Origin of the sequence: Aquabacterium sp., assembly GCF_014378415.1 — a bacterium.
In the GTDB taxonomy this organism is placed as follows: domain Bacteria; phylum Pseudomonadota; class Gammaproteobacteria; order Burkholderiales; family Burkholderiaceae_C; genus Aquabacterium.
On sequence record NZ_JACMNS010000112.1, the window covers coordinates 69758 to 91166 of the forward strand.

The window sequence follows — 21409 nt, forward strand, 5'->3', positions numbered from 1 at the left end:
TCAGGCGACTTTCTTTTCTAGTTGTGCAAGAACTTCTTGCGCCCAGGCCCTGGGGGCCATGGGAAAGCCCAGTCGGGCACGGCTGTCCAGGTAAGCCTGGGCCACGATGCGGGCCAGGTTGCGGATGCGTCCGATGTAGGCGGCACGCTCGGTCACCGAGATGGCGCCACGCGCGTCCAGCAGGTTGAAGCTGTGCGCGGCCTTGAGCACCTGCTCATAAGCAGGCAAGGCCAGGTGCTGCTCAATCAGGTACTTAGCTTGCGTTTCGTAGTTGGTGAAGGCGCCCAGCAAGAACTCGACATTGCTGTGCTCGAAGTTGTAGGTCGATTGTTCGACCTCGTTCTGGTGGAACACGTCGCCGTACTTCAGTGTGCGCTGAATCTTCTGGCCATCGGCGTCCACTTCCTCCCAACTGGTCCACACCAGGTCATAGACGTTCTCAACGCCCTGCAGGTACATGGCCAAGCGTTCAAGACCATAAGTGATCTCGCCGGTCAACGGCTTGCAATCGATGCCGCCCACTTGCTGGAAATAAGTGAACTGAGTCACCTCCATGCCATTGAGCCAGACCTCCCAACCCAAGCCCCAGGCGCCCAGCGTCGGGTTCTCCCAATCGTCTTCAACAAAGCGGACGTCGTTTTTCTTCAGATCGAAGCCCACGGCCTCCAGCGAGGCGAGGTACAGCTCCAGGATGTTGGAGGGCGCTGGCTTGAGGACGACCTGAAACTGGTAGTAATGCTGAAGGCGGTTGGGGTTCTCGCCAAAGCGGCCATCCTTGGGACGGCGGCTGGGCTGCACATAAGCCGCGCGCCAAGGCTCCGGGCCCAATGCGCGCAGAAAGGTGGCGGTGTGGCTGGTGCCTGCACCCACTTCCATGTCATAGGGTTGCAGCAAGGCGCAGCCCTGAGCATCCCAGTAGCTTTGAAGGCGCAAGATCAATTGCTGGAAGGTCAGCATGGCATTTTCGGGTCGGTGGGGTGGGCATCAACAAGTGACGCGAATGCCCGATTCTAAAGACTCGCGGCAAGACTCCGCGAACGGCGCTTCAAGGCCAGCACAGCCAAGGCCGCCAAAGCGACCATTGGCCACAGGCCGAACCGCCCGGCCCACTCGGCATAAGGCGTGTTGCCCACGCGTCCTTGGACCGATGCCACCAGGGCGCCACGGGTGTTGGTGGGCAAGGCAGCGGTCACCTTGGCCGTGTGATCAATCACCACCGTGGCACCGGTGTTGGTGGCCCGGATGGTGGGCAATTGAAATTCCAACGAGCGCATCCGGGCAATTTGCAAGTGCTGGTAGATCGCCACCGTGTCCCCGAACCAAGCCAGGTTGCTGACGTTGGCAAACAAGGTGGGCGCCGGCTGCCCAGCGGTCACGAAACGCTGAGCGAGTTCTTCGCCAAACAAATCTTCGTAGCAGATGGTGGGCGCCACCCATTGGCCTTTGACGCCAAACGATGGCGCAGCCCTGGGCCCTCGGGTGAAATCGCCCAAGGGCATGTTCATCATCTGCACGAACCAGTGAAAGCCCAGCGGAATGAACTCGCCAAAAGGCACCAGGTGGTGCTTGTTGTAGCGGTAGAAGCCATCGGGCAACCCTTTTGTGGCCGATGACAAGCCCACCACAGAGTTGGTGTAGCCCTGCTCGAAATCGCCCAAGGGCACGCCGATCAAGGCCGCCCGATCACCCGAGTGGAAAGCGCTCGCCAACTCGGCCCAATAGCCTTGCGGCATTTGAGCCGGCAGCAGGGGAATGGCGGTCTCGGGCGCCACCACCAGATCACCTTTCGCAGCCACCAGTTGCTGGGCATGCCAGACCAGTTGGTCAATCAGATGAGATTGCGCGAACTTCTCGTCTTGCGGGATGTTGCCCTGCAGCAAGGTCACGGACAAAGGCGCACCATGGACCCGCGTGAACTCATGCCATGGCTGCCGGCCAATGAAGGACAAGCCGCCCACCAGCAGCAGCAAGGCGGACACGCTGACCATCATCGAGCGCGATAGGGGCGCAGACAACACCACCCAAGACAACATCAAGACCCAGACCGCGCCCATGGCGTAGACGCCGATCCAGGGCGCCAGAACTGCCAGGGGAGAGTCGACCAGGGCATAGCCACTGGCTGCCCACGGGAAGCCGGTGAAAATGCAGCCGCGAATCCATTCGGCCAACCACCACAAAGCCGCCAGCAACAGGCCATCGGAGAGCCAGGTGCCTCGACGCCATCCCACCCAGGCTGCGGCCACCAAGGCCATGAAACATGACAGGGCCGCACAAAGCGCCAGCACGGCCAAGCCCGCGATCCACGCCGGCAAGCCGCCAAATTTGTGCAGGCTCACGAACATCCAACCGGTGCCGCTGACCAGCCAGACGGTGCCGAACAGGGCGCCGCATTTGGCTGCCAGAGGAACCGATCCCAAGCTGCGAAGAACGGCGACAAAAACCACCACTGCCAGCGACAGCAGTGTGGCGGGCCAAGCGGGGCCCAAGGCGGCCATCCAGGGTGAAAAAGCCCCCGCCAGCAAAGCACCTGCCAGCATGGCCAAAAGCAGGGCCTTGCCCGCGCGCAATCCGCCTGGAGCAGCCCAGGCACCTGAAGCAATCTTCGACACCTTCAGGACCCGCTCATGTCTAGCGCATCAGGCGCACGCGTGACCTTGAACCAGCGCACCGCCCCGCCCCTCGCCAGCATGACCGAAAATCTAAGGCCACCGACTTCAACAGCCTCACCGCGACGCGGGACTCGCCCCAGTTCGTGAGCCACAAAGCCGCCAATGGTGTCGAAATCATCCAGCGGCAAGTGAACGCCGAACGCCGTGTTCACGGCTTCGATGTCGGCATCACCGGCCACCCGTTGGCTGCCGTCGGCCAAGGTGAAGATGCCGTGGTCGCTCTCACCCACGTCGAACTCGTCTTCAATCTCACCCACGATCTCTTCCAGCACGTCCTCGATGGTGATCAGACCGGCGGTTTTGCCGAATTCGTCGATCACGATTGCCAAGTGACTGCGGTTGGCGCGAAAGTCGCGCAGCAACTCATTCAGGCCCTTGGACTCGGGGACGAACACGGGCGGGCGCAGCAAAGTGCGCAAATTCAACTCTGGCGCACGCTGAAGTTTGAGCAAATCCTTGGTCATCAAGACGCCGATGATGTTTTCGCGGCTGCCGTCGAAGACCGGGAAACGCGAGTGCCCTGCATCGATCACCTGGTGCAGCAACTCGTCGTAAGGCGCGTTGATGTCCAGCAAATCCATTCGCTTGACCGCCACCATCACATCGCCAGCGGTCATGCCCGCCATGCGGATCACGCCCTCCAGCATCACGCGGGATTCGGGCTCGATCAGTTCACGCTGCTCGGCGGTGGCCAGCGACTCAATCAGCTCATCGGTGGAATCCGGGCCGGGCGCGATGAATTGAACCAAGCGCTCAAAAAGACTGCGGCGGTCTTTTTCACGTTCATGGAGCAGTAAAAATGCGGATCTGTCGGCTTTGGTGGGCCGACTCTGGGAAGGTTCGGACACGGCGGGGGTGTCTTTGTGGCGATGATGCAAGAATACCCGATGAAGATGGCGATTGTGCGACCCCATGTCTTCAAAGCCCGGACAGCCGGGGCTACACTCGCGGGATGAGCTTGATACCTGTCACCATCATTACCGGCTTCTTGGGCAGTGGGAAAACCACTTTGCTCAAGCGCATCCTGACCGAAGCACACGGCCAGAAGATCGCCGTCATCGAAAACGAATTCGGTGAAGAAAACATCGACAACGACATCCTGGTGGCCGACACCAAGGAGCAGATCATCCAGATGAACAATGGCTGCATCTGCTGCACCATTCGCGAAGATCTCCGGGTCACCCTGATCGACCTGGCCGCCAAGAAACGTGACGGCAGCCTGAAGTTCGACCGGGTCGTGATCGAAACCACCGGCCTGGCCGACCCCGGCCCCGTGGCGCAAACCTTCTTCATGGACGACGAGATCGCCGAGATCTACCTGCTGGACGCCATCGTTACGCTGGTCGATGCCAAACACGGCCAGACTCAGCTTGACCAACGTCAGGAAGCACAGCGCCAGGCAGGTTTCGCCGACCAGATCTTCATCAGCAAGACCGATCTGGTCACCACGGCCGAGGCTGACGATTTGGCCCACCGCCTCAAGCACATCAACCCGCGCGCGCCCCAGCAACGGGTGCATTTCGGTGAGGTACCGCTGGGCAATGTGTTCGACCTGCGCGGCTTCAACCTCAATGCCAAGCTGGAAATCGACCCCAGCTTCCTGACCGACGACGCGCACGATCATGGTCACCATGACCATGATCACGTGCACGACGAGCATTGCAACCATCCGCACCACCACAAGCACGACGACGATGTGAAATCCTTCGTCTACAAATCCACCCGTCCCTTCAACCCCAGCAAGCTGGAAGACTTCCTCGGGTCGATGGTGCAGATTTATGGTCCGCGCATGCTGCGCTATAAAGGCGTTTTGAATGTCGTGGGCATGGATCGCAAGGTCATTTTCCAGGGTGTTCACCAGTTGATGGGCAGCGATGTTGGCCCGAAATGGTCGCCCGGGGAAGACAAAACCAGCAAAATGGTCTTCATCGGCATTGACCTGCCCCAAGACCTGTTCCGCACAGGCCTTGAACAATGTCTGGCTTGATGGGCAGATGAGGCCGAGGGATAGTCTGGTGAAGTTGAGCTAGGAGCCTCGCTACAATTCGCGCGCCTTCATTCATGCCTTAATTGCCAAAAGCAGCACAACCAAGGCGATGGAGCCATTAGCTGGCCATGCGTCTCTTAGGAGGATCCTGTGACGAAAGCATCTGACAAGCCCTCGACCAAATCGAGCGCCACTGCCCCCGCCAAAACGGCCAAGGCGGTCAAGGACACGCCGGTCAAAACCGCTGCCAGCAAGCCCATCGCCAAGGCTCCTCTTCAACCTGCTTCGCCGCCTTCCGCCAAAAAAGAGACTTCCGCCACCAAGAAAATCAGCACAGTGGCCCCTGCCAAATTGGCGCCTCCACCTGTTCCCGCTCAAGCTTCCCCTAAAACGGCCGAAGCTGCCGTATTGCCCAAACCCGTGGCCCCGGCACGCTCACCGTCCAAAATCAGTACCCCAGATCACATGCCTACTACCGCAATCAAGGTTGACAGCAAGCTCGCCAACGCGTGGAAAACCAAAACCGGCCGGGAACTCACCGAGCCCGAGTTGATGGCCATGCCTGAAACCGAGTACATGAGTGAAAAGCAGTTGGACTTTTTCCGCAGTCGCCTGACCGTGCTGAAGGACGACCTGCTGTCCAATGCCGGAGAAACCACCGAGCACCTGCGGGAAGACACCTCCATCGTTCCTGACCCGGCCGACCGCGCCACGATCGAGGAAGAGCACGCCCTGGAGTTGCGCACCCGCGACCGCGAGCGCAAGCTGCTCAAGAAGATCTCCCAGGCGCTGACCCGCCTGGACTCTGGCGAATACGGTTACTGCGACGAAACGGGCGAACCCATCGGCTTGGGCCGCTTGATTGCCCGCCCCACCGCCACCTTGTCGCTGGAAGCGCAACAGCGCCGGGAACTCAAGCAAAAGATGTTCGGTGACTGATCTGCTATTGCGCACCCTCACTTTTATGCCTTATTTCGGCCTGCGATCATGAGCAAGGACTCCGGCGGATTTTTGCGCAAGGTGGCTCGCTTCGTTGCCAATCCGACCACGGATTGGACGCAACTGGACGCTCCATCTGCCGGATCACCTGAGAGCGAGTACGCCAAGACCGAAATCAAGGCCATGATCGAGCGCAAGCGCCGCAACGATTTCGTGCGCAAGCGCGAGCTCGACATGCTTCGCAAGATCCGCCGTGAAGGCCTGAGCCAGGACAATGCGCTGGCGCTGTCGGGCGCCTCCAACCTTGATTCCGAATCACGCACGCACAGCGGCCCTCGTTCGGACATCGCGGTCAAAGCCAAAATCGACGCCATCGAGCAGCAAATGGTGGGCGACCAGAACGCCGCAAGGCAATCAGTCCAGCCCGCGCCCGTGGTGCAACGGCCGCCGCCCTTGCCATTGAATGCCGCTGCGGCCTACGCGCCCACCGCGCCCAATGGGCTGGGTGCGCCTGAAAGGCTCAAGGCTCGGTCCGAATTGAGCCCCCTGGAGTTCGATCCGCCTGAAATCTCGCAGGCCGTGTTTGATTCGGCGCGCGCGAACCAGCCCCGGATGAGTGGCTCTCCGCCACCGCCCATGCTCAACGAGCATCTGTCACCGGCCGACATCACCAGCGGTTCAGGTGTTGATGTGACCGAGATGGAGCACGATCCCGAGCTGGATGAGGCCGTGATCGCCTTCGCCAATGCCGATTTCGACGAGTGCGAGCGAGCGCTGCTGGTCCTGATCGCCCCGGGCGGCACGCGTCATGACCAATCCGAAACCTGGATGGCGGTGTTCGACCTGTACCGGGTCCTGGACCTGCCTCAAAAATTCGACCACTTGGCGGTGTCGTTTGCACACCAGTTCGGACTGTCCGCACCGCATTGGTATTCCTTGCCCCAGCGGGTGCAGGCTTTCGTGGTCATCAGCGAGCAGAAAGCCGCCGCTGCCGCCAAAGAAAACCAACATGCGGAAGAGGGCCCCGCCACCGAACCTGGCGAAGGCCTGCCCGCACAAGTACGGGCCCTTGAAGGCTGGTTGTCCCCTGCGGTGATCGACTCCGAGGCCGTGGCGCAACTGCGCTATGAAATCCTGCAGCTGCCCCGCCCATGGACCATGGATTGGAGCAACGTCAAAAAAGTGGCGCCCGAAGGTGCTGCCCAGTTGAGCCAGCTGATGAAAGCCTGGGCAAAAGAGCCCATCGGCATGGACTGGATTGGTGCCGACCAATTGCTCTCGGTGCTGGCCGACAGTTCGCCATCGGGCGCCAGAGACACCGACCCTGCTTTCTGGATACTGCGCCTGGATGCCTTGCGCCTTTGCAACCGGCCCGACCAATTTGACGAAGTCGCCTTCGAATATTGCGTGACCTACGAGTTGTCACCGCCATCCTGGGAGGCCACGCCCTGCCAGGTGCGCCACATGCGCGACGGCGTCACACCCCAAACCATGATGCTGTCGCACGTCAGTGACGTGACCACCAGCTTTGTCGAATCCCAAATGCACGACGACATCGAGTTCGTGCAAGTCGCCGCGCTGAACCTGTCAGGCCAGTTGATTGGCGACATCAGCGAAACGCTGCGTAAATTGGACAATCAGTTGGGTGCCAGCATCACGCTAGACATTGATTGCGAGCACCTCCTGCGGGTCGATTTCATCGCCGCCGGAGACTTGCTGAACTGGGTCCTCGCCCGCCGCGCAGAAGACCGCGAAGTCACCTTCGTCAAGCCGCATCGGCTCGTGGCGCTGTTCTTCGGCGCCATGGGAATCAACGAGCACGCCAAGGTCAAGCTGCAGCTGATCTAATGCCTGAGCCCGATCACCGGGCCCAGGCACTCACTTGAAAAACTTCATGGATTCTTACCACGGCACCACCATCGTCAGCGTGCGCCGTCAAACTCCCACCGGTTGGCAAGTGGCCATCGGCGGCGACGGCCAGGTCACGCTGGGACACATCATCGTCAAATCCACCGCCCGCAAGGTGCGCAAGCTTCACCGGGACCAGGTGCTCGCAGGTTTTGCGGGGGCCACAGCCGATGCTTTCACTCTGTTCGAACGCTTCGAATCCAAGCTGGAAAAGCACCAGGGTCACCTGGCGCGCGCCGCAGTCGAGCTGACCCGTGACTGGCGCACCGACCGCGTCCTGCGCCGCCTGGAGGCCATGCTGGCCGTGGCCGACCGAGAGACCTCGCTGATCATCACGGGCAACGGCGACGTGCTGGAACCCGAGCACGGCATCATCGCGATCGGATCAGGCGGCGCCTATGCGCAAGCCGCCGCCCGAGCTCTGATCGGCCACACCACCCTGGATGCCGCCGACGTCGTCAAGAAGTCGCTGGAGATCGCAGGCGATCTGTGCATTTACACCAACCAGAGCCACACCATTGAAACCCTTGGATGACGCCATGAGTGGCATGACCCCGCAAGACATCGTCAACGAACTCGACCGCCACATCATTGGCCAGCGGGAAGCCAAACGCGCCGTGGCCATCGCCTTGCGCAACCGCTGGCGCCGCCAGCAGGTTGAAGGCCCCATGCGTGGCGAAATCACGCCCAAGAACATCCTGATGATCGGCCCCACCGGCGTGGGCAAGACCGAGATTGCCCGCCGCCTGGCCAAGTTGGCCGACGCGCCCTTCATCAAGGTCGAGGCCACCAAGTTCACCGAGGTGGGCTATGTGGGCAAGGACGTCGACACCATCATCCGCGACCTGGTGGAATACGCGGTCAAGCAAGAGCGTGCTGCGCAGATCCAGGCCCAGCGTGCGCGCGCCGAAGACGCCGCAGAAGATCGCTTGCTGGACGTGCTGGTGCCCCCGCCCCGCTCCGAGTTCGGGATCTCGTCGCCACAGCCGGACAACACCACCCGCCAGGTCATGCGCAAGCGCTTGCGCGAAGGCAGCTTGGACGACCGCGAGATCGACATCGAACTGGCAGACAGCAAGACGCCCGCACTCGAAATCATGGGGCCTGCAGGCATGGAAGAGATGGCTGAGCAGTTGCGCGGCATGTTCGCCCAAGCTGGCGGACAGCGCCGCAAATCACGCAAGGTGACGGTGGCCGAGGCCAGGTTGCAGTTGATCGAAGAAGAAGCCGCCAAACTGGTCAACGACGACGACATCAAGACGCGGGCGCTGGAGCGGGCCGAGCAAAACGGCATCGTGTTCATCGACGAAATCGACAAGGTGGCCAGCCGCATGGAAGGCCAAGGGGCCGAGGTCTCGCGCCAGGGTGTGCAACGCGATTTGCTGCCTTTGGTTGAAGGCACCACGGTGAACACCAAGTACGGCATGGTCAAGACCGACCACATCCTGTTCATCGCCTCGGGCGCCTTCCATTTGAGCAAGCCCAGCGACCTGATCCCTGAACTGCAAGGCCGCTTTCCGATCCGCGTAGAGCTGTCATCCCTGTCGGTTGATGACTTCGAGGCCATCCTCACGCAACCCAGTGCCAGCCTGATCAAGCAGTACCAGGCTTTGTTGGCCGCCGAGGGCGTCACCCTGGAGTTCACGCCCGACAGCATTCGCCGAATGGCACAGATTGCTTACGACGTGAACGAGCGCACGGAGAACATCGGCGCACGCCGCCTGGCGACGGTGATGGAGCGATTGCTGGACGAGATTTCTTTCGATGCGCCCAACATGTCAGGGCAGACCCGGACCATCGACGCCGAACAGGTGGATGCCCGCCTGGGTGAGTTGTCGCGCAACGAAGACCTGTCTCGCTTCATTCTTTGATTCAGGCCTGCGAGGCCAAAGTCAACAGGCCTTCAAAGATCAGGTTCTCGACCACGCGCACCGGCAACTCGGTCACGTGAGCCAGCCGAGAAACCGCACCACCTGACATGACCAGCAAGGGCTCGCGGCCCGTGTGCAGTTGCAGGCGGCGCAGGCTGCGTTCGATGGCCCCGGCGATGGCATCGGTACCCCCGCTCATCAGGGCATCGCTGGTGTTGGTGGGAAAGTCCTGCACTTCGCCCGTGGGCACTTTCAGGCCGGCGGTGCCACTTTCGAGCGCGCGGTACATCAGGCCAAAACCCGGCATGATCAAGCCCCCCAGAAACCGCCCCTGCACGTCCACCGCATCCACGGTGACCGCGGTGCCGACCATCACGGCCAGCACGGGCGGTGGCGCATCGGCACACACCTGCAAGGCACGCTGGCGGGCCCCGATGATGGCGGCCCACCGGTCGGCCCCCAAGCGCGCAGGATGCTCATAACCATTGACCACGCCAGAGGCCTGTGCAGACGACACCACCCAGCGGGGCTTCACGCCCCAGTTGGCCAGTTGCTCCTCGACCCGCCGCTTGATGGCGTCGCCCGCCACCACGCATCCCAGCATCGCATCCGGGGCCGCCAACGCTTGCCATTCCTGAATCCACAGGTGGTCAATGTCTTCCAAGACCACGGCCCCATGCGCCAATAATTCGGCACCTGGAACGCCCTGCGAATACAAACCCCACTTGAGCCGTGTGTTGCCAATATCGATGACTAAAAACGACATGCATCTATCTCGCGAACAAACCACCCGAACGATAAGGTGAAACCCGATTTTGCCTGCAAGACCACGTCAGCATCGTTGTGGCGATGCTGCACCCGCTGGCATTCACAGTGATTGCCATTTTTTGGCAAGGCATAGTATCGACCCCACCACATCACCGCGAATGAATGACCGGGCACGCAAACTGCCGCGTCCAAAGAATGGAAAAATCAATGAAATCAATTGCCCGAGCCCTGCTTCTCTCGATCGCCATGCTGGCGTTGCCTGCCCTGGCCGCCACCGAAGTCAGAGGCGTCAAGTTCACCGACAGCATTCAACTGGCCAACCAGCCCCTGCAGCTCAATGGCGCAGGTGTGCGGGTGAAAGTGATCATCGACCTCTACGCCGCTGGCTTGTACGTGCTCAAAGCCGACACCAACGCTGCCAATGTGATGAATCAGACCGGCGCCAAGGTCATGAAAATCGTGTTGCTGCGCGATTTGACGGGGGAAGATTTCGCCGATGCCACCGCCAAGGGCTTCAAGGCCAACAACAGCGAGGCAGACCGAACCAAGTTCCAAACCAAGCTGGACGAGATCAAGGCCTTGATGCTGGATTTTGGCCCGGTCAAAAAAGGCACGGTCATTCAGATCGACTTTGTTCCAGGCGAAGGCACTCATGTGCTGCTGGACGGTAAACGAAGGGGCCCCGAAGTGACCGGCGACGAGTTCCAGCAAGCCGTGCTGCGCATCTGGCTGGGCCCCAAACCGGTGGATGCCGAATTGAAGCAATCACTGCTTGGCGGCAAATAACGCACAAAACACCCGACTGTGATCAATGTCATGGTGGAAACAGCTTGAAACAATTTCATTTATTGTCGATAAAGTGACCATCTGCAGCTGAATTTGCAGGCCCCTCATGATCGATCAAGCATTGCCCACCCTTCACGACTGGATCACGGTGTTCACCCACGCCGCGATTCCTGTGCTGCCAGACTCTGTCGCCGAGCTGGCGGAATTGCGGGCCATGGAAGATGCCCGAGGCAATGTTGACGCTCACATGCTGTCGCAAAATCTGGGAGGCGACCCCTTGATGACGCTGAAGGTGCTGAGGCAGGTGTCGCAAGAATGCCATCGTCGGCACATCACTTCGCCCGAGACCCTGACTTCCGCCATCCTGATGCAAGGCATTGGCCCTTTTTTCAGGTTCAACGAGAACGTGCCATCGGTGATCGATTGGCTGGCGGACTACCCTGAAGCCTTGAGCGGTTTGCTCAAGGTCATCAAGCGGGCTCGCCGGGCGGCGCATCTCGCGGTGACTTTCGCCAGCCACCGCCAGGACGAAGACGCCGACATGCTCCAGGAAGCCGCCCTGCTGCACGACTTCGCGGAGATGCTGTTGTGGTGCCATGCCCCGCTCCTGGCCCTGACCATCGCGCAACGCCAGAAAGCGGATCACACACTTCGTTCAGCCGATGTGCAGAAAGACGTGCTGGGCATTGAATTGACCGACCTGGCGCACGCGTTGATGGCGGCCTGGCAACTGCCTGAGCTGCTGATCGATAACACCAACAACCGGCAGGCCGAGCACCCCAGGGTCAAGACGGTGCTGCTGGCTGTTCGCATTGCCCGCCACACCCAGTACGGCTGGGACGACCCTCACGCCCAAGCCGCCCTGCCCGACGACATCGCCGACGTGGCGCAATTGCTGACGCTGTCCGACGAATCGGCCAAGCGTAAGATCATGGAAATCGACAGCTGATCAAATTCAGCGAATCGACACCGAACTGCGCATGGCGTGCACCACTCCGCCACCCAAAGCGGCGCCAAAGCGCTTGGCCAGGCGCTCGGCCAGGTTTTCCTTGAGCGTGTAATCGATGATGTCTTCGGCCTTGATGACATCGCGCGCCAGGATGTCCAGGCTGCCAAGGTGATCGGCCAGGCCCAGCTTCACCGATTCTTGGCCATTCCAGAACAGGCCTGAAAAAGTCTCGGGGGTTTCTTGCAGACGTTTGCCACGCCCCTGACGCACCACCGCGATGAACTGCTGGTGGATCTGGTCGAGCATGGCCTGAGCAAAGACTTCGCTCTGCGGATTGCGAGGCGAGTAAGGATCGAGCATGCCCTTGTTGGCCCCAGCCGTCAGCAGGCGGCGCTCCACGCCGGCCTTGTCCATGATGCCGACAAAGCCAAAGCCGTCCATCAACACACCGATCGAACCGACCATCGAGGCCTTGTCCACGTAGATTTCATCGGCGCCCACGGCGATGTAGTAAGCCGCCGAGGCGCACATTTCCTCGCACACCGCGTAGACTTTTTTCTTGTGCAACGCTTTCAGGCGGCGGATCTCGTCATAAACCAGTCCGGCCTGGACCGGGCTGCCGCCAGGTGAATTGAGGCGAATCACGACGGCCTGAGCACCGGCATCCTCAAAAGCACTGCGCAAAGCGGTGGTCAGGTTGTCGGCGTTGGCATCGGTGTCGCCACCGATCTCGCCACGAACCTCGACCAAAGCGGTGTGCGGTGAGGAAGGTGCCGTGGAGGCCGACATGTTGTGCATGGCCGCCCAGATCATGCTGCCGCCGACCGCGATCCAGACGATGCGCCAAAGCCAGCGCCAGCGGCGCTCACGGCGTTGCTGCAGCAAATAGGCCCTGGCGAACTCTTCCAACATGCCGTGCTGGGCTGCAGCGATGGGGGAAGAAGACGGATCAACTGCGCTCATGAGCAAAACACTCTCTTAGAAAATAGGCTGGATTCGGTCACTAGGATACCAATACACCTGCTTGTCACGCTCGTGCACGGTCATCTTGACCAGGCGCTTGCCCACGCAGGGGCCGCCCACGCATTGACCATTGGGCGGGTCGTACAGGGCGCCATGGACCGAGCAGATGATGAAGCGCTTGTCCTGGTCCCAGAACTGGCCCGCCTGCCAGTCCATCTGGATGGGCACGTGGGCGCACTGGTTCAAGTAGGCCACCACCTCGTTGTCGTAGCGCACGGCAAAGGCCGACACGCTCTGCCCCCATTCCAGCACGTCGAAAACGACGGCCTCGCCGCACTCTTCCAGGGCAGACGATTCACACAGAAACTGGGGCTCTTTGCTCAATTCAGGCATGTTGCATCAACCATTGCTTCAGCTCGGCCACGGAATGGGCCACGTGACGGGTCGGGTAGTCCGCAAAAGCGGCGGGCTCATGAGCGCCATAGCTCACCGCCACCGAATGGGTGCCAGCATTGACCGCCAGTTGCAGATCGTGCGTGGTGTCGCCGATCATCAAGGTGCGGTCAGGGCCGATGCTGAGTTCGGCCATCAGCTCCTGCAGCATCAGGGGATGCGGCTTGGATTGGGTTTCGTCAGCGGTGCGGGTGGCGTCGAACACGCCCCGCAAGGCGACATGCTCCAAGGCCTCGTTCAAGCCCGAGCGGGTTTTGCCGGTGGCCACGGCCAGCCAGTGGTGGCGTGATTTGAGTTCGGCCAGCAATTCCAGCGAGCCGTCGAACAGGCTGAGTTCGTGCTGGCGCTGGAAATAATGGTGCCGGTAGCGCAGACCCAGCTCGGGCACACGCTCCTTGGGCAAGGTGGGCGCCACATGCGCCAGGGCATCGTGCAAACCCAGGCCGATGACATAAGACGCCGCCGTGCGTGATGGAATCGGCAACTCCAGATCGGCGCAAGCCGCCTGGATGCACCGAACGATCAGCGCAGTTGAGTCGTACAAGGTGCCGTCCCAATCAAAAACGATCAGGTCGAACTGGCGGGGACGTGATGAAGAGGGTGAATTCATGATCGGCACTTTACTTCTTGGGCGCTGACGCCAGCGAGGTCAACAGTGACTCGCAGTCGGTCGGCAAGGGCGCTTGAAACGTCATGTCTTCGCCCGTGACGGGATGGGGCAGGCGCAAATACCGGGCGTGCAGGAACATGCGCTCAAAGCGCACACCCGCGACCGCCCCACCCCGGGCCATGGACTTGTTCAAGGTGAAATCACCATATTTATCGTCACCGACGATGGGGTGACCTTCGCTCAGCAGATGGACGCGGATCTGGTGCGTTCGGCCGGTCTTGATGGTCACGTCCAGCAAGCTGAAGTCAGCGTAGTGTTTCATCACCTTGACCAGCGAAATGGAGCGGCGGCCGTCGTCGTTGTCATCGGCCACGGCCTTGACGCGACGTTCGCCATCTGCCGTCAGGAATTTGTGCAGGGCCACGTCGATGACCTTTTTGTGGTCGGGCCACGCGCCGATCACCAAGGCGGCGTAGGTTTTTTGCACCTTGCGTTCGCGGAAATGCTCTTGCAGTGTGGTCAAAGCGCTGCGTTTTTTGGCCACCAGCAATATGCCCGAGGTCTCTTTGTCAAGGCGGTGGACCAACTCCAGAAACTTGGCTTGAGGACGCGCGCGGCGCAATTGCTCGATGACGCCGAAACTCACGCCGCTGCCACCATGCACCGCCACACCGGCGGGTTTGTTGATGGCCAGCACGTGCTCGTCTTCGAACAATATGGGGAATTCCTTGGCGGGTATCGCCGCCATGGTTTCCTCTGATTTCTCGGACAAGCGCAGGGGCGGCACACGCACCTCGTCGCCTAAAGCCAGGCGCGTGTCGGCCGAGGCCCGCCCTTTATTGACGCGCACCTCGCCGCTGCGAATGATTCTGTACACCAGGGTTTTGGGCGCGCCTTTGAGGACCTTGATCAGGTAATTGTCAAGACGCTGGCCGGCACCGCCCTCATCGATGGTCAAGCGCTGCACCGCAGCAGGGGTCGAAGTGCTTGAATTCACTGGCTTTTTTGGACTGTGAGATGCGAATTTCGCACCTATAATGGGCTGAGCCACGTGATGAAGTGTTGTGATTGTTAAATTGCAGTTGCAATCTTTGGCGAAGCCAAGCGAGAGTTTACCTTTTGAGACCGCTTTGCATCGACCAGACGTGGCCCGGCGGGGAGTCCCGCCAAATTGATGGTGATGCATCACGTGCTGCGTTCCGGAGAAAACCACCCAAGGTGTGGTCTTGCCAGGTCGCCGCGTGTGTCAGAGCCAATGTCGAACGAACCACGACTCAAGGTTTTTTGGCGCCAGAGATTCATTTCGCTGGTGTCCGCGTCGATTGACCGCACTAATGTCCCGGCCTATCCTGCACGTTTCCATTGCCGCCCCACACCTCGCCCTGCTTCGCACAACGAAGCCGGGCGCTGAGGTTTGCGCGCGCCACTGGACAATACGGCCCGATTCGCCCTCCCCCTGCCCGATGCCCTGGTTTGACGAGGACTTGCTGTACAGCGGTCCCGACAACCCAGGGTGGTCGCCAGGGGTTTGTGCCATGTCACCCGCGCATGCGCCCCTGCTGCACTGACCCCTCTCGGGTCACCAGCCACGGCAATTCCTTCTCGGTTCTTTCTGCGTTGACTCGTGCATGAAAGTTGCCGCCGACCCTGTCGGTGGTGAATCGAGGTCTGCCTGGTGCCATCCAGGGCCGGCCTCGCATGGACTGGAGTTCACATGAAACGCATGCTGATCAATGCCACGCAGCCTGAAGAGCGCCGCCTGGCCATCGTCGACGGACAAAAGCTCCTCGACTTCGAGACCGAAATCGAGGGCCGCGAACAGCGCAAGGGCAACATTTACAAAGCCGTTGTGACCCGCGTCGAGCCTTCGCTCGAGGCCTGTTTCGTCGACTACGGCGAAGAGCGCCACGGCTTCCTGCCCTTCAAGGAAATCTCGCGCCAATATTTCCGCGAAGGCGTCGACGTTCGCTCGGCCCGCATTCAAGACGCGATCAAGGAAGGGCAAGAATTGCTCGTCCAGGTTGAAAAAGAAGAGCGCGGCAACAAGGGCGCTGCCCTGACCACTTTCGTCTCGCTGGCAGGCCGCTACCTGGTCCTGATGCCCAATAACCCTCGTGGTGGTGGCGTCAGCCGCCGCATCGAGGGCGATGACCGCGAAGAGCTCAAAGAAGCGATGGATCAGCTCGAATACCCCAAGGGTATGAGCCTGATCGCCCGCACCGCTGGCATCGGCCGCACCGCCGCCGAGCTGCAGTGGGACTTGAACTACATGCTCAAGCTCTGGACGGCCATTGACGAGGCCTCCGGCACCGGCAAGGGCGCCTTCCTGATCTATCAGGAATCGTCGCTGGTGATTCGCGCCATCCGCGATTACTTCACCTCCGACATCGGCGAAATCCTGATCGACACGGACGACATCTACGAGCAGGCCAAGCAGTTCATGCTGCACGTCATGCCCGACACGGCCAACCGCGTGAAGCGCTACCGTGACGACGCCCCGCTGTTCTCGCGTTTTCAGATCGAACACCAGATCGAAACGGCCTTCAGCCGCACGGTAAACCTGCCATCCGGCGGCGCCATCGTGATCGACCACACCGAAGCGCTGGTGTCCGTGGACGTGAACTCGGCGCGCGCCACCCGTGGCAGCGACATCGAGGAAACCGCCACCCGCACCAACCTGGAAGCGGCCGACGAAATCGCCCGCCAGATGCGCTTGCGCGACCTGGGCGGCCTGATCGTCGTCGACTTCATCGACATGGAAGAGTCGAAGAACCGCCGCGAGGTCGAGACCCGACTGCGCGACGGCCTGCGCTTCGACCGTGCCCGGGTGCAACTGGCCGCCATCAGCAAGTTCGGCTTGCTGGAAATGTCGCGCCAACGCCTGCGCCCCGCGCTGAGCGAAGGTTCGCACATCACCTGCCCGCGTTGCAACGGCACCGGCCACATCCGCGACACCGAATCGTCGGCGCTGCAGATCCTGCGCATCATTCAAGAAGAATCGATGAAGGACGGTACGTCCGCCGTGCACGTGCAAGTGCCGGTCGAAGTGACTTCGTTCTTGCTGAACGAAAAGCGCACCGAGATCACCAAAATCGAGTTGAAGCAACGCGTGACCGTGCTGTTGATCCCCAACAAGCACATCGAAACGCCTAACTACAAACTCGAGCGTCTGCGCCACGACGATCCTCGCCTGGAAAACATCCAAACCAGCTACTCGATGATCGAGGAGCCCGAGGAAGACGTCGGCATCACACGCCGCGAAAAGAGCAAGCCCAAGCAAGAGCCGATCATCAAGGGCGTGTTGCCCGATCAGCCCGCGCCGATGGCCGTGCCCAGGCACGAACCCGCGCTGGAATCTGCAGCGGCACCTGTCGCCGCCGTGCCCAAGCACGTGGCTGCCGCCACGCCATCGACCGGTGGGTTCTTTGGCTGGATCAAGAGCCTGTTCTCCAGCACGCCAGCGTTCACGCCCGTGCCGGCAGTCAAGCCCCTGGAAGACGCCCCGAAGGACTCTGCCAAAGACGACGGCAAGGGTGCTCGAGGTGGCAAGGGACGCGGCCGTCGTGACGGTCAAGCCCGCGGTGGCGAACGCAACGGTAACGGCGAACGCGCAGAGCGTGGTGGTGACCGTGGTGGTCGTGGCGATCGTGGCGAACAACGCACCGACCGTGGTGGCGAACGCACAGAGCGCCCCGCCGCTGAAGGCGTCCGCGAGCCCCGTGAAGGTGGCCGTGGTGGACGTGGTCGTGGCCCGCGCGAAGACCGCGTCGCCGCGACCGAGATCACCAACGAGCTGAACGCGCGTGGCGAAGCCGCACCACGTCAAATCGACGAGGCCCGCCCTGAAGGTGGCCGTGGACGCGGTGGACGTGGCCGTGGTGATCGCCAGGACCGCGCGCCCCGTGACAACGTCGCGGTCGATGCCCCTGAAAACGCCTTTGTCGACACCATCCCCGTGGGCACCGACGCGCAAGCTGAAGGCACGGCAGAACGCGATGGCGCACGCCGCCGTCGCCGCGGTGGCCGTGGTCGTGGCGAGCGTGACGATGCTGGCTTGGGCACCGACGGCCAGACGACTGAACAACAGTCCGCTGAATCTGGTGACACCGCGCCGCGCCAGCAAGAAGAAGCCGTTCGCACCGAAGGTGCCGACGACTTCAATGAAGGCGAGCGCCCTGAAGGTGAAGGCGAGAACGCCGATGGCCGCCGCCGTGGACGTGGCCGTGATCGCAATCGCCGTGGTGAACGCCGTGACCGCCCTGTGGGCACGGAGGAGGCCCAAACAGGCATCGAACCCGCACCACAACCTGGTTTGACCTTGACCTTGCCGTCACCGTCGGCCGATGTGGGCCCGTTCAGCCTGGCTTCCAGCGAGGTCTACGCCGCGCCTGCTGCGACATTCTCCGAGCCAGTGGAAGATGCGCCTCCGGTGGCGCTGGCGGTGGCCCCTGTGGCTGCCATCAACGTGCCCGCCCCTTTTGTAGCAGCTCCCATGCTCGCTGAACCGGTGGTGGTCGCAGCGCCGGCCGCACCTCGGGCCGAAGACTTTGTCTTGCCGATGAATGACCTCAATGCCATTGCGCAAAACGCAGGGCTGCAGTGGGTGAACTCGGACTCGGACAAGGTCAATGCCATCCGCGAAGCGATTGCCATTGAAAGCAAGCCGGCTCATGTGCCGCGCGAGCGTCCGCCCACGGTCATCGCTGATGAAGGCCCACTGGTGTTGGTCGAGACCCGCAAGGATCTCAATCAAATCAAGCTGCCATTCGAGTCGGCCAACAACTGATCGACGCCTAATGAAAAGCGCCATCCCCGGCATGGGGATGGCGCTTTTTTCATGGGCCGTCCACTTTGTCAGGGACGGCGGTTTTGTGCCTCGTTCAGCCCGGCAAGCGGGCCAGGGCCTGGTGATAAGGCGCGTGGTGCATCAGCTCATCCCAGGTGAACGGTGCGGTTTGGGGCAGCAGGTCCAGGCGGCGCGCCTCGCTGTCGGCGCTAGGCTCCCACAGGCCGCGCGCATGCGCGATTTGCAAGCCGTCCAGCAAATCGTCCACCGCCTTGCCGCCTTTCAAGGACTGATTGCACAGCAGCACCAGGTCGCAGCCAGCGTTCAGCGCGGCCACGGCTCCTTGCGTGTGATCACCCGCCACGCTAGCGCCCTCCATGCTCAGGTCATCGCTGAAGATGGCTCCGGTGAAGCCCATTTGTTCGCGCAAGATGTCTTGCAACCAGCGCTGCGAAAAACCAGCCGGCATGTCGTCCACCTTGGGGTAGATGACGTGGGCAGGCATCACACTGGTCAGCGAGGTGCTCATCCACTGATAGGGTTGGGCATCGTCACCCAAAATGGCCTTGAGGCGGCGACGGTCAATGGGCACGTCCACGTGCGAATCGGCCTTGACGAAACCGTGCCCCGGAAAATGCTTGCCGCAATTGGCCATGCCGGCCAGCAGCAGGCCATGCATCACGCTCTTGGCCAGCATGGCCACCACGCGTGGGTCGCGGTGAAAGGCGCGATCACCGATCACGCTGCTTTCACCAAAGTCAAGGTCCAGTACCGGCGTGAAGGTCAAGTCAACGCCGCAGGCACGCAACTCACTGGCCAGCACGTAACCGCAAGCCGTGGCGGCATCGGTGGCGGCCATGGCGCCACTGCCCTCGCCTGCCTTGCCATCCTTCATCCACATCTCGCCCAAACGCCGCATGGGCGGCACGTGCGTGAAGCCGTCGGTCTTGAAGCGCTGCACTCGTCCGCCCTCATGGTCCACGCAGATCAGCACATCGGGACGCAGCTCTTTGATCTCGGCGCACAGGGCCGTGAGCTGGACGCGGCTCGCCCAGTTGCGGGCAAACAGGATCAGCCCGCCGGTCAGGGGATGCTGCAAGCGCCGCCGGTCATCGGCATTGAGGCTCAGGCCTTCGATGTCCAGCACCACGGGGGCATGGATGATTTCGGTGTCGGTATTGGCCTGGACGGAATAGGACGGTAGGCTCATGGGTGGTCGGTTTGGGTTTCGATGACGACGAAGGCCAAGGCATGGTCCACCTCATCGGTGACCGTGACATGGGCCTGCCATTTTTTTTGGGCGAACCAGTCGGCCAGTTCGCCATTCAACATGATGCGCGGGCGGCCGCTGGATTCATTCAGGATTTCGCAGGAGCGCCAGGTCATGGGCCAGTGGATGCCCAGCCCGATGGCCTTGGAAAATGCCTCTTTGGCCGCAAAGCGCGTGGCCAGGTAACGCAGGCCGCGAATGGCCACGCGGGCCTGGCGTTGGCGGTAAACCAGCAGCTCTTGGGGCCCGAGCACCTTCTCTGCAAAGCGCTCTCCGCGCCGTTGCAAAGCCTCTTGGATGCGACGGATGTCGCACAGGTCAGTGCCAATGCCAACGATCATGCAGCCACTGCCCGGCGCGCGCGCACGATCTCGGCCTTGAAGTCGGCGATGGCCTGCCTCAGCCCCACGAAAACAGCACGGCCGATCAAGGCATGGCCAATGTGCAACTCGGTGATCTCGGGCAGGACGGCGACCAGGGCCGTGCTGCTGGAAGTGGGCTGCGCGACACCGGGCGTCGCCGGCCAGCTTTCGTTCAAGGCCAGTCCATGCCCAGCATGGGTGCGCAGCCCCAGGCTTTGGGCCAGCCTCAATCCGGCTTGCAGGCGTTGCAGTTCGGCTTGCACACCAGTGGCGTCTCCCGCCCACCAGGCGTTGGCCAAAGCGCCCGTGTGCAGTTCCACGCAGGGTGCGCCAGCGTGTGCAACCGCTTCGATCTGAGCCGGATCGACGCCAATGAACAACGACACGCGAGCACCCACGGCGGCCAGACGCGTGCAAGCATCACGCACGCGTGACAGTTGCCCGACAACATCCAACCCGCCTTCGGTGGTGATCTCCTGGCGCCGCTCGGGCACCAGGCACACATGCTCTGGGCGAGTGCGCTCGATGATGTCCAGCATCTCGTCGGTCACGGCCGCTTCGAAGTTCAAAGGCGCCGCGATGCTGGCCTTCAAACGGACCACGTCGTCGTCGTGGATGTGGCGGCGGTCTTCGCGCAGGTGAAACGTGATGATGTCAGCACCGGCCTCGGCTGCGAGTATCGCGGCAGACACGGGGTCCGGGAACCGGCCGCCTCGGGCATTGCGCACGGTGGCGACGTGGTCGATGTTCACGCCCAGCAAGGGCGCGTCGTGCGTGGTCAGGTACTTGGCAGAAAAGGTCATGCCTGTTGAAGCTCCATCATGAGCTGGCGGGTGCGCAGCGTGTGAGATCCTAGATGATAGTGAAGCAAAGCGCGCAGCACGGTTTTGAGCTCGCTCAAGGCAGGAATGCAGGCCGCCATCAGAGGCGGCATGGCCGAGACAAGTATCGTACGCCCGCCCTCGCCTTCGGTCGACAAGGCGGCTTCCAGTTGGCGCAAAACCGCACCATCCAAGGCCGCCACATCATCATGCTGGCGAGCTCGCGAGACGCCCAACTCCGGGTGCAATTCATAGCGTTGACCCGGC

The 21409-nt window shown here is 61.5% G+C and carries 19 protein-coding genes and 1 pseudogene; 8 read left to right on the top strand and 12 right to left on the bottom strand.

Annotated elements, in window-relative coordinates; translation table 11 throughout:
• From glyQ to H7225_RS10440, 3 genes are read right to left on the bottom strand one after another with little or no spacing between them, the layout of a single operon-like run.
• A complete protein-coding gene (glyQ, locus tag H7225_RS10430) occupies nucleotides 1-957 on the bottom strand; it encodes a glycine--tRNA ligase subunit alpha (RefSeq protein ID WP_290661532.1) in 957 nt (318 codons plus the stop codon).
• Nucleotides 958-1010: 53 nt separating this feature from the next.
• Nucleotides 1011-2609, bottom strand: coding sequence for an apolipoprotein N-acyltransferase (lnt, locus tag H7225_RS10435; protein ID WP_290661534.1), 1599 nt, complete (start codon nucleotides 2607-2609; stop codon nucleotides 1011-1013).
• A gap of 2 nt (nucleotides 2610-2611) precedes the next feature.
• Entirely contained in the window at nucleotides 2612-3517 is a 906-nt protein-coding gene (locus H7225_RS10440; protein ID WP_290661536.1) for a transporter associated domain-containing protein, read from the bottom strand.
• A gap of 104 nt (nucleotides 3518-3621) precedes the next feature.
• On the opposite strand from H7225_RS10440, the gene H7225_RS10445 reads away from it, so the two are divergent.
• The 5 genes from H7225_RS10445 to hslU all read left to right on the top strand — a co-directional run bounded on the left by H7225_RS10445 (nucleotide 3622) and on the right by hslU (nucleotide 9374).
• On the top strand, nucleotides 3622-4656 hold the full coding sequence (locus H7225_RS10445; RefSeq protein ID WP_290661538.1) for a GTP-binding protein: 1035 nt from the start codon (nucleotides 3622-3624) through the stop codon (nucleotides 4654-4656).
• A gap of 465 nt (nucleotides 4657-5121) precedes the next feature.
• Nucleotides 5122-5595, top strand: coding sequence for an RNA polymerase-binding protein DksA (dksA, locus tag H7225_RS18330; protein ID WP_366481389.1), 474 nt, complete (start codon nucleotides 5122-5124; stop codon nucleotides 5593-5595).
• A 48-nt stretch (nucleotides 5596-5643) separates the two neighbouring features.
• Nucleotides 5644-7443 (top strand): STAS domain-containing protein, encoded by a 1800-nt coding sequence (locus H7225_RS10455; RefSeq protein ID WP_290661542.1) that lies wholly within the window; start codon nucleotides 5644-5646, stop codon nucleotides 7441-7443.
• 46 nt (nucleotides 7444-7489) lie between these two features.
• Nucleotides 7490-8038, top strand: coding sequence for an ATP-dependent protease subunit HslV (gene hslV / locus H7225_RS10460; protein ID WP_290661544.1), 549 nt, complete (start codon nucleotides 7490-7492; stop codon nucleotides 8036-8038).
• Between the two features lie 4 nt (nucleotides 8039-8042).
• Nucleotides 8043-9374, top strand: a complete 1332-nt coding sequence (gene hslU / locus H7225_RS10465) for an ATP-dependent protease ATPase subunit HslU (RefSeq protein WP_290661546.1) — start codon at nucleotides 8043-8045, stop codon at nucleotides 9372-9374.
• A gap of 1 nt (nucleotide 9375) precedes the next feature.
• Here the strand turns inward: hslU and H7225_RS10470 are convergent, their stop codons facing one another.
• A complete protein-coding gene (locus tag H7225_RS10470) occupies nucleotides 9376-10140 on the bottom strand; it encodes a type III pantothenate kinase (protein WP_290661548.1) in 765 nt (254 codons plus the stop codon).
• Nucleotides 10141-10349: 209 nt separating this feature from the next.
• Here H7225_RS10470 and H7225_RS10475 point away from each other — a divergent pair, with 209 nt between their 5' ends.
• Together H7225_RS10475 and H7225_RS10480 are read left to right on the top strand one after the other, a co-directional pair.
• On the top strand, nucleotides 10350-10928 hold the full coding sequence (locus H7225_RS10475) for a chalcone isomerase family protein (RefSeq protein WP_290661550.1): 579 nt from the start codon (nucleotides 10350-10352) through the stop codon (nucleotides 10926-10928).
• Between the two features lie 106 nt (nucleotides 10929-11034).
• Nucleotides 11035-11877 (top strand): HDOD domain-containing protein, encoded by an 843-nt coding sequence (locus tag H7225_RS10480; protein ID WP_290661552.1) that lies wholly within the window; start codon nucleotides 11035-11037, stop codon nucleotides 11875-11877.
• A 6-nt stretch (nucleotides 11878-11883) separates the two neighbouring features.
• On the opposite strand, the gene H7225_RS10485 is transcribed toward H7225_RS10480, so the two are convergent.
• The 4 genes from H7225_RS10485 to H7225_RS10500 are packed head-to-tail and all read right to left on the bottom strand — an operon-like array spanning nucleotide 11884 to nucleotide 14870.
• The gene (locus tag H7225_RS10485; protein ID WP_290661554.1) at nucleotides 11884-12840 is read right to left on the bottom strand and encodes a S49 family peptidase; all 957 of its coding nucleotides are present in this window, start codon (nucleotides 12838-12840) and stop codon (nucleotides 11884-11886) included.
• Nucleotides 12841-12855: 15 nt separating this feature from the next.
• Nucleotides 12856-13233 (bottom strand): Rieske 2Fe-2S domain-containing protein, encoded by a 378-nt coding sequence (locus H7225_RS10490; RefSeq protein ID WP_290661556.1) that lies wholly within the window; start codon nucleotides 13231-13233, stop codon nucleotides 12856-12858.
• Nucleotides 13226-13903 carry an HAD-IA family hydrolase gene (locus H7225_RS10495; protein ID WP_290661558.1) on the bottom strand — a complete coding sequence of 226 codons (678 nt, stop codon included), beginning with the start codon at nucleotides 13901-13903 and terminating at the stop codon, nucleotides 13226-13228. The genes H7225_RS10490 and H7225_RS10495 overlap by 8 nt, the downstream gene beginning before the upstream one ends.
• A 10-nt stretch (nucleotides 13904-13913) precedes the next feature.
• Nucleotides 13914-14870: an RluA family pseudouridine synthase gene (locus H7225_RS10500; protein WP_366481391.1), complete on the bottom strand. Its 957-nt coding sequence runs from the start codon at nucleotides 14868-14870 to the stop codon at nucleotides 13914-13916.
• A gap of 747 nt (nucleotides 14871-15617) precedes the next feature.
• Here H7225_RS10500 and H7225_RS10505 point away from each other — a divergent pair.
• Nucleotides 15618-18689, top strand: a complete 3072-nt coding sequence (locus tag H7225_RS10505) for an Rne/Rng family ribonuclease (protein ID WP_290661562.1) — start codon at nucleotides 15618-15620, stop codon at nucleotides 18687-18689.
• Between the two features lie 94 nt (nucleotides 18690-18783).
• Here H7225_RS10505 and nagZ read toward each other — a convergent pair whose 3' ends face one another.
• The 4 genes and pseudogenes from nagZ to H7225_RS10525 all read right to left on the bottom strand — a co-directional run.
• Nucleotides 18784-19899: a beta-N-acetylhexosaminidase gene (nagZ, locus tag H7225_RS10510; RefSeq protein WP_290661564.1), complete on the bottom strand. Its 1116-nt coding sequence runs from the start codon at nucleotides 19897-19899 to the stop codon at nucleotides 18784-18786.
• Nucleotides 19896-20300: a holo-ACP synthase gene (gene acpS / locus H7225_RS10515; RefSeq protein WP_290661566.1), complete on the bottom strand. Its 405-nt coding sequence runs from the start codon at nucleotides 20298-20300 to the stop codon at nucleotides 19896-19898. The genes nagZ and acpS overlap by 4 nt, the downstream gene beginning before the upstream one ends.
• The gene (locus tag H7225_RS10520) at nucleotides 20297-21124 is read right to left on the bottom strand and encodes a pyridoxine 5'-phosphate synthase (protein ID WP_290661568.1); all 828 of its coding nucleotides are present in this window, start codon (nucleotides 21122-21124) and stop codon (nucleotides 20297-20299) included. Before H7225_RS10520 ends, acpS begins: the two co-directional genes overlap by 4 nt.
• Nucleotides 21121-21409, bottom strand: a pseudogene (locus tag H7225_RS10525) (hypothetical protein); the annotation flags it as partial. The gene H7225_RS10520 and the pseudogene H7225_RS10525, both read right to left, overlap by 4 nt.

Bases quoted from the DNA above. Each gene is read 5' to 3' on its own strand.
- glyQ (WP_290661532.1), bottom strand. From the start codon at position 957: ATGCTGACCTTCCAGCAATTGATCTTGCGCCTTCAAAGCTACTGGGAT.
- H7225_RS10445 (WP_290661538.1), top strand. From the start codon at position 3,622: ATGAGCTTGATACCTGTCACCATCATTACCGGCTTCTTGGGCAGTGGG.
- dksA (WP_366481389.1), top strand. From the start codon at position 5,122: ATGCCTACTACCGCAATCAAGGTTGACAGCAAGCTCGCCAACGCGTGG.
- H7225_RS10455 (WP_290661542.1), top strand. From the start codon at position 5,644: ATGAGCAAGGACTCCGGCGGATTTTTGCGCAAGGTGGCTCGCTTCGTT.
- hslV (WP_290661544.1), top strand. From the start codon at position 7,490: ATGGATTCTTACCACGGCACCACCATCGTCAGCGTGCGCCGTCAAACT.
- hslU (WP_290661546.1), top strand. From the start codon at position 8,043: ATGAGTGGCATGACCCCGCAAGACATCGTCAACGAACTCGACCGCCAC.
- H7225_RS10470 (WP_290661548.1), bottom strand. From the start codon at position 10,140: ATGTCGTTTTTAGTCATCGATATTGGCAACACACGGCTCAAGTGGGGT.
- H7225_RS10475 (WP_290661550.1), top strand. From the start codon at position 10,350: ATGAAATCAATTGCCCGAGCCCTGCTTCTCTCGATCGCCATGCTGGCG.
- H7225_RS10480 (WP_290661552.1), top strand. From the start codon at position 11,035: ATGATCGATCAAGCATTGCCCACCCTTCACGACTGGATCACGGTGTTC.
- H7225_RS10485 (WP_290661554.1), bottom strand. From the start codon at position 12,840: ATGAGCGCAGTTGATCCGTCTTCTTCCCCCATCGCTGCAGCCCAGCAC.
- H7225_RS10490 (WP_290661556.1), bottom strand. From the start codon at position 13,233: ATGCCTGAATTGAGCAAAGAGCCCCAGTTTCTGTGTGAATCGTCTGCC.
- H7225_RS10495 (WP_290661558.1), bottom strand. From the start codon at position 13,903: ATGAATTCACCCTCTTCATCACGTCCCCGCCAGTTCGACCTGATCGTT.
- H7225_RS10505 (WP_290661562.1), top strand. From the start codon at position 15,618: ATGAAACGCATGCTGATCAATGCCACGCAGCCTGAAGAGCGCCGCCTG.
- nagZ (WP_290661564.1), bottom strand. From the start codon at position 19,899: ATGAGCCTACCGTCCTATTCCGTCCAGGCCAATACCGACACCGAAATC.
- acpS (WP_290661566.1), bottom strand. From the start codon at position 20,300: ATGATCGTTGGCATTGGCACTGACCTGTGCGACATCCGTCGCATCCAA.
- H7225_RS10520 (WP_290661568.1), bottom strand. From the start codon at position 21,124: ATGACCTTTTCTGCCAAGTACCTGACCACGCACGACGCGCCCTTGCTG.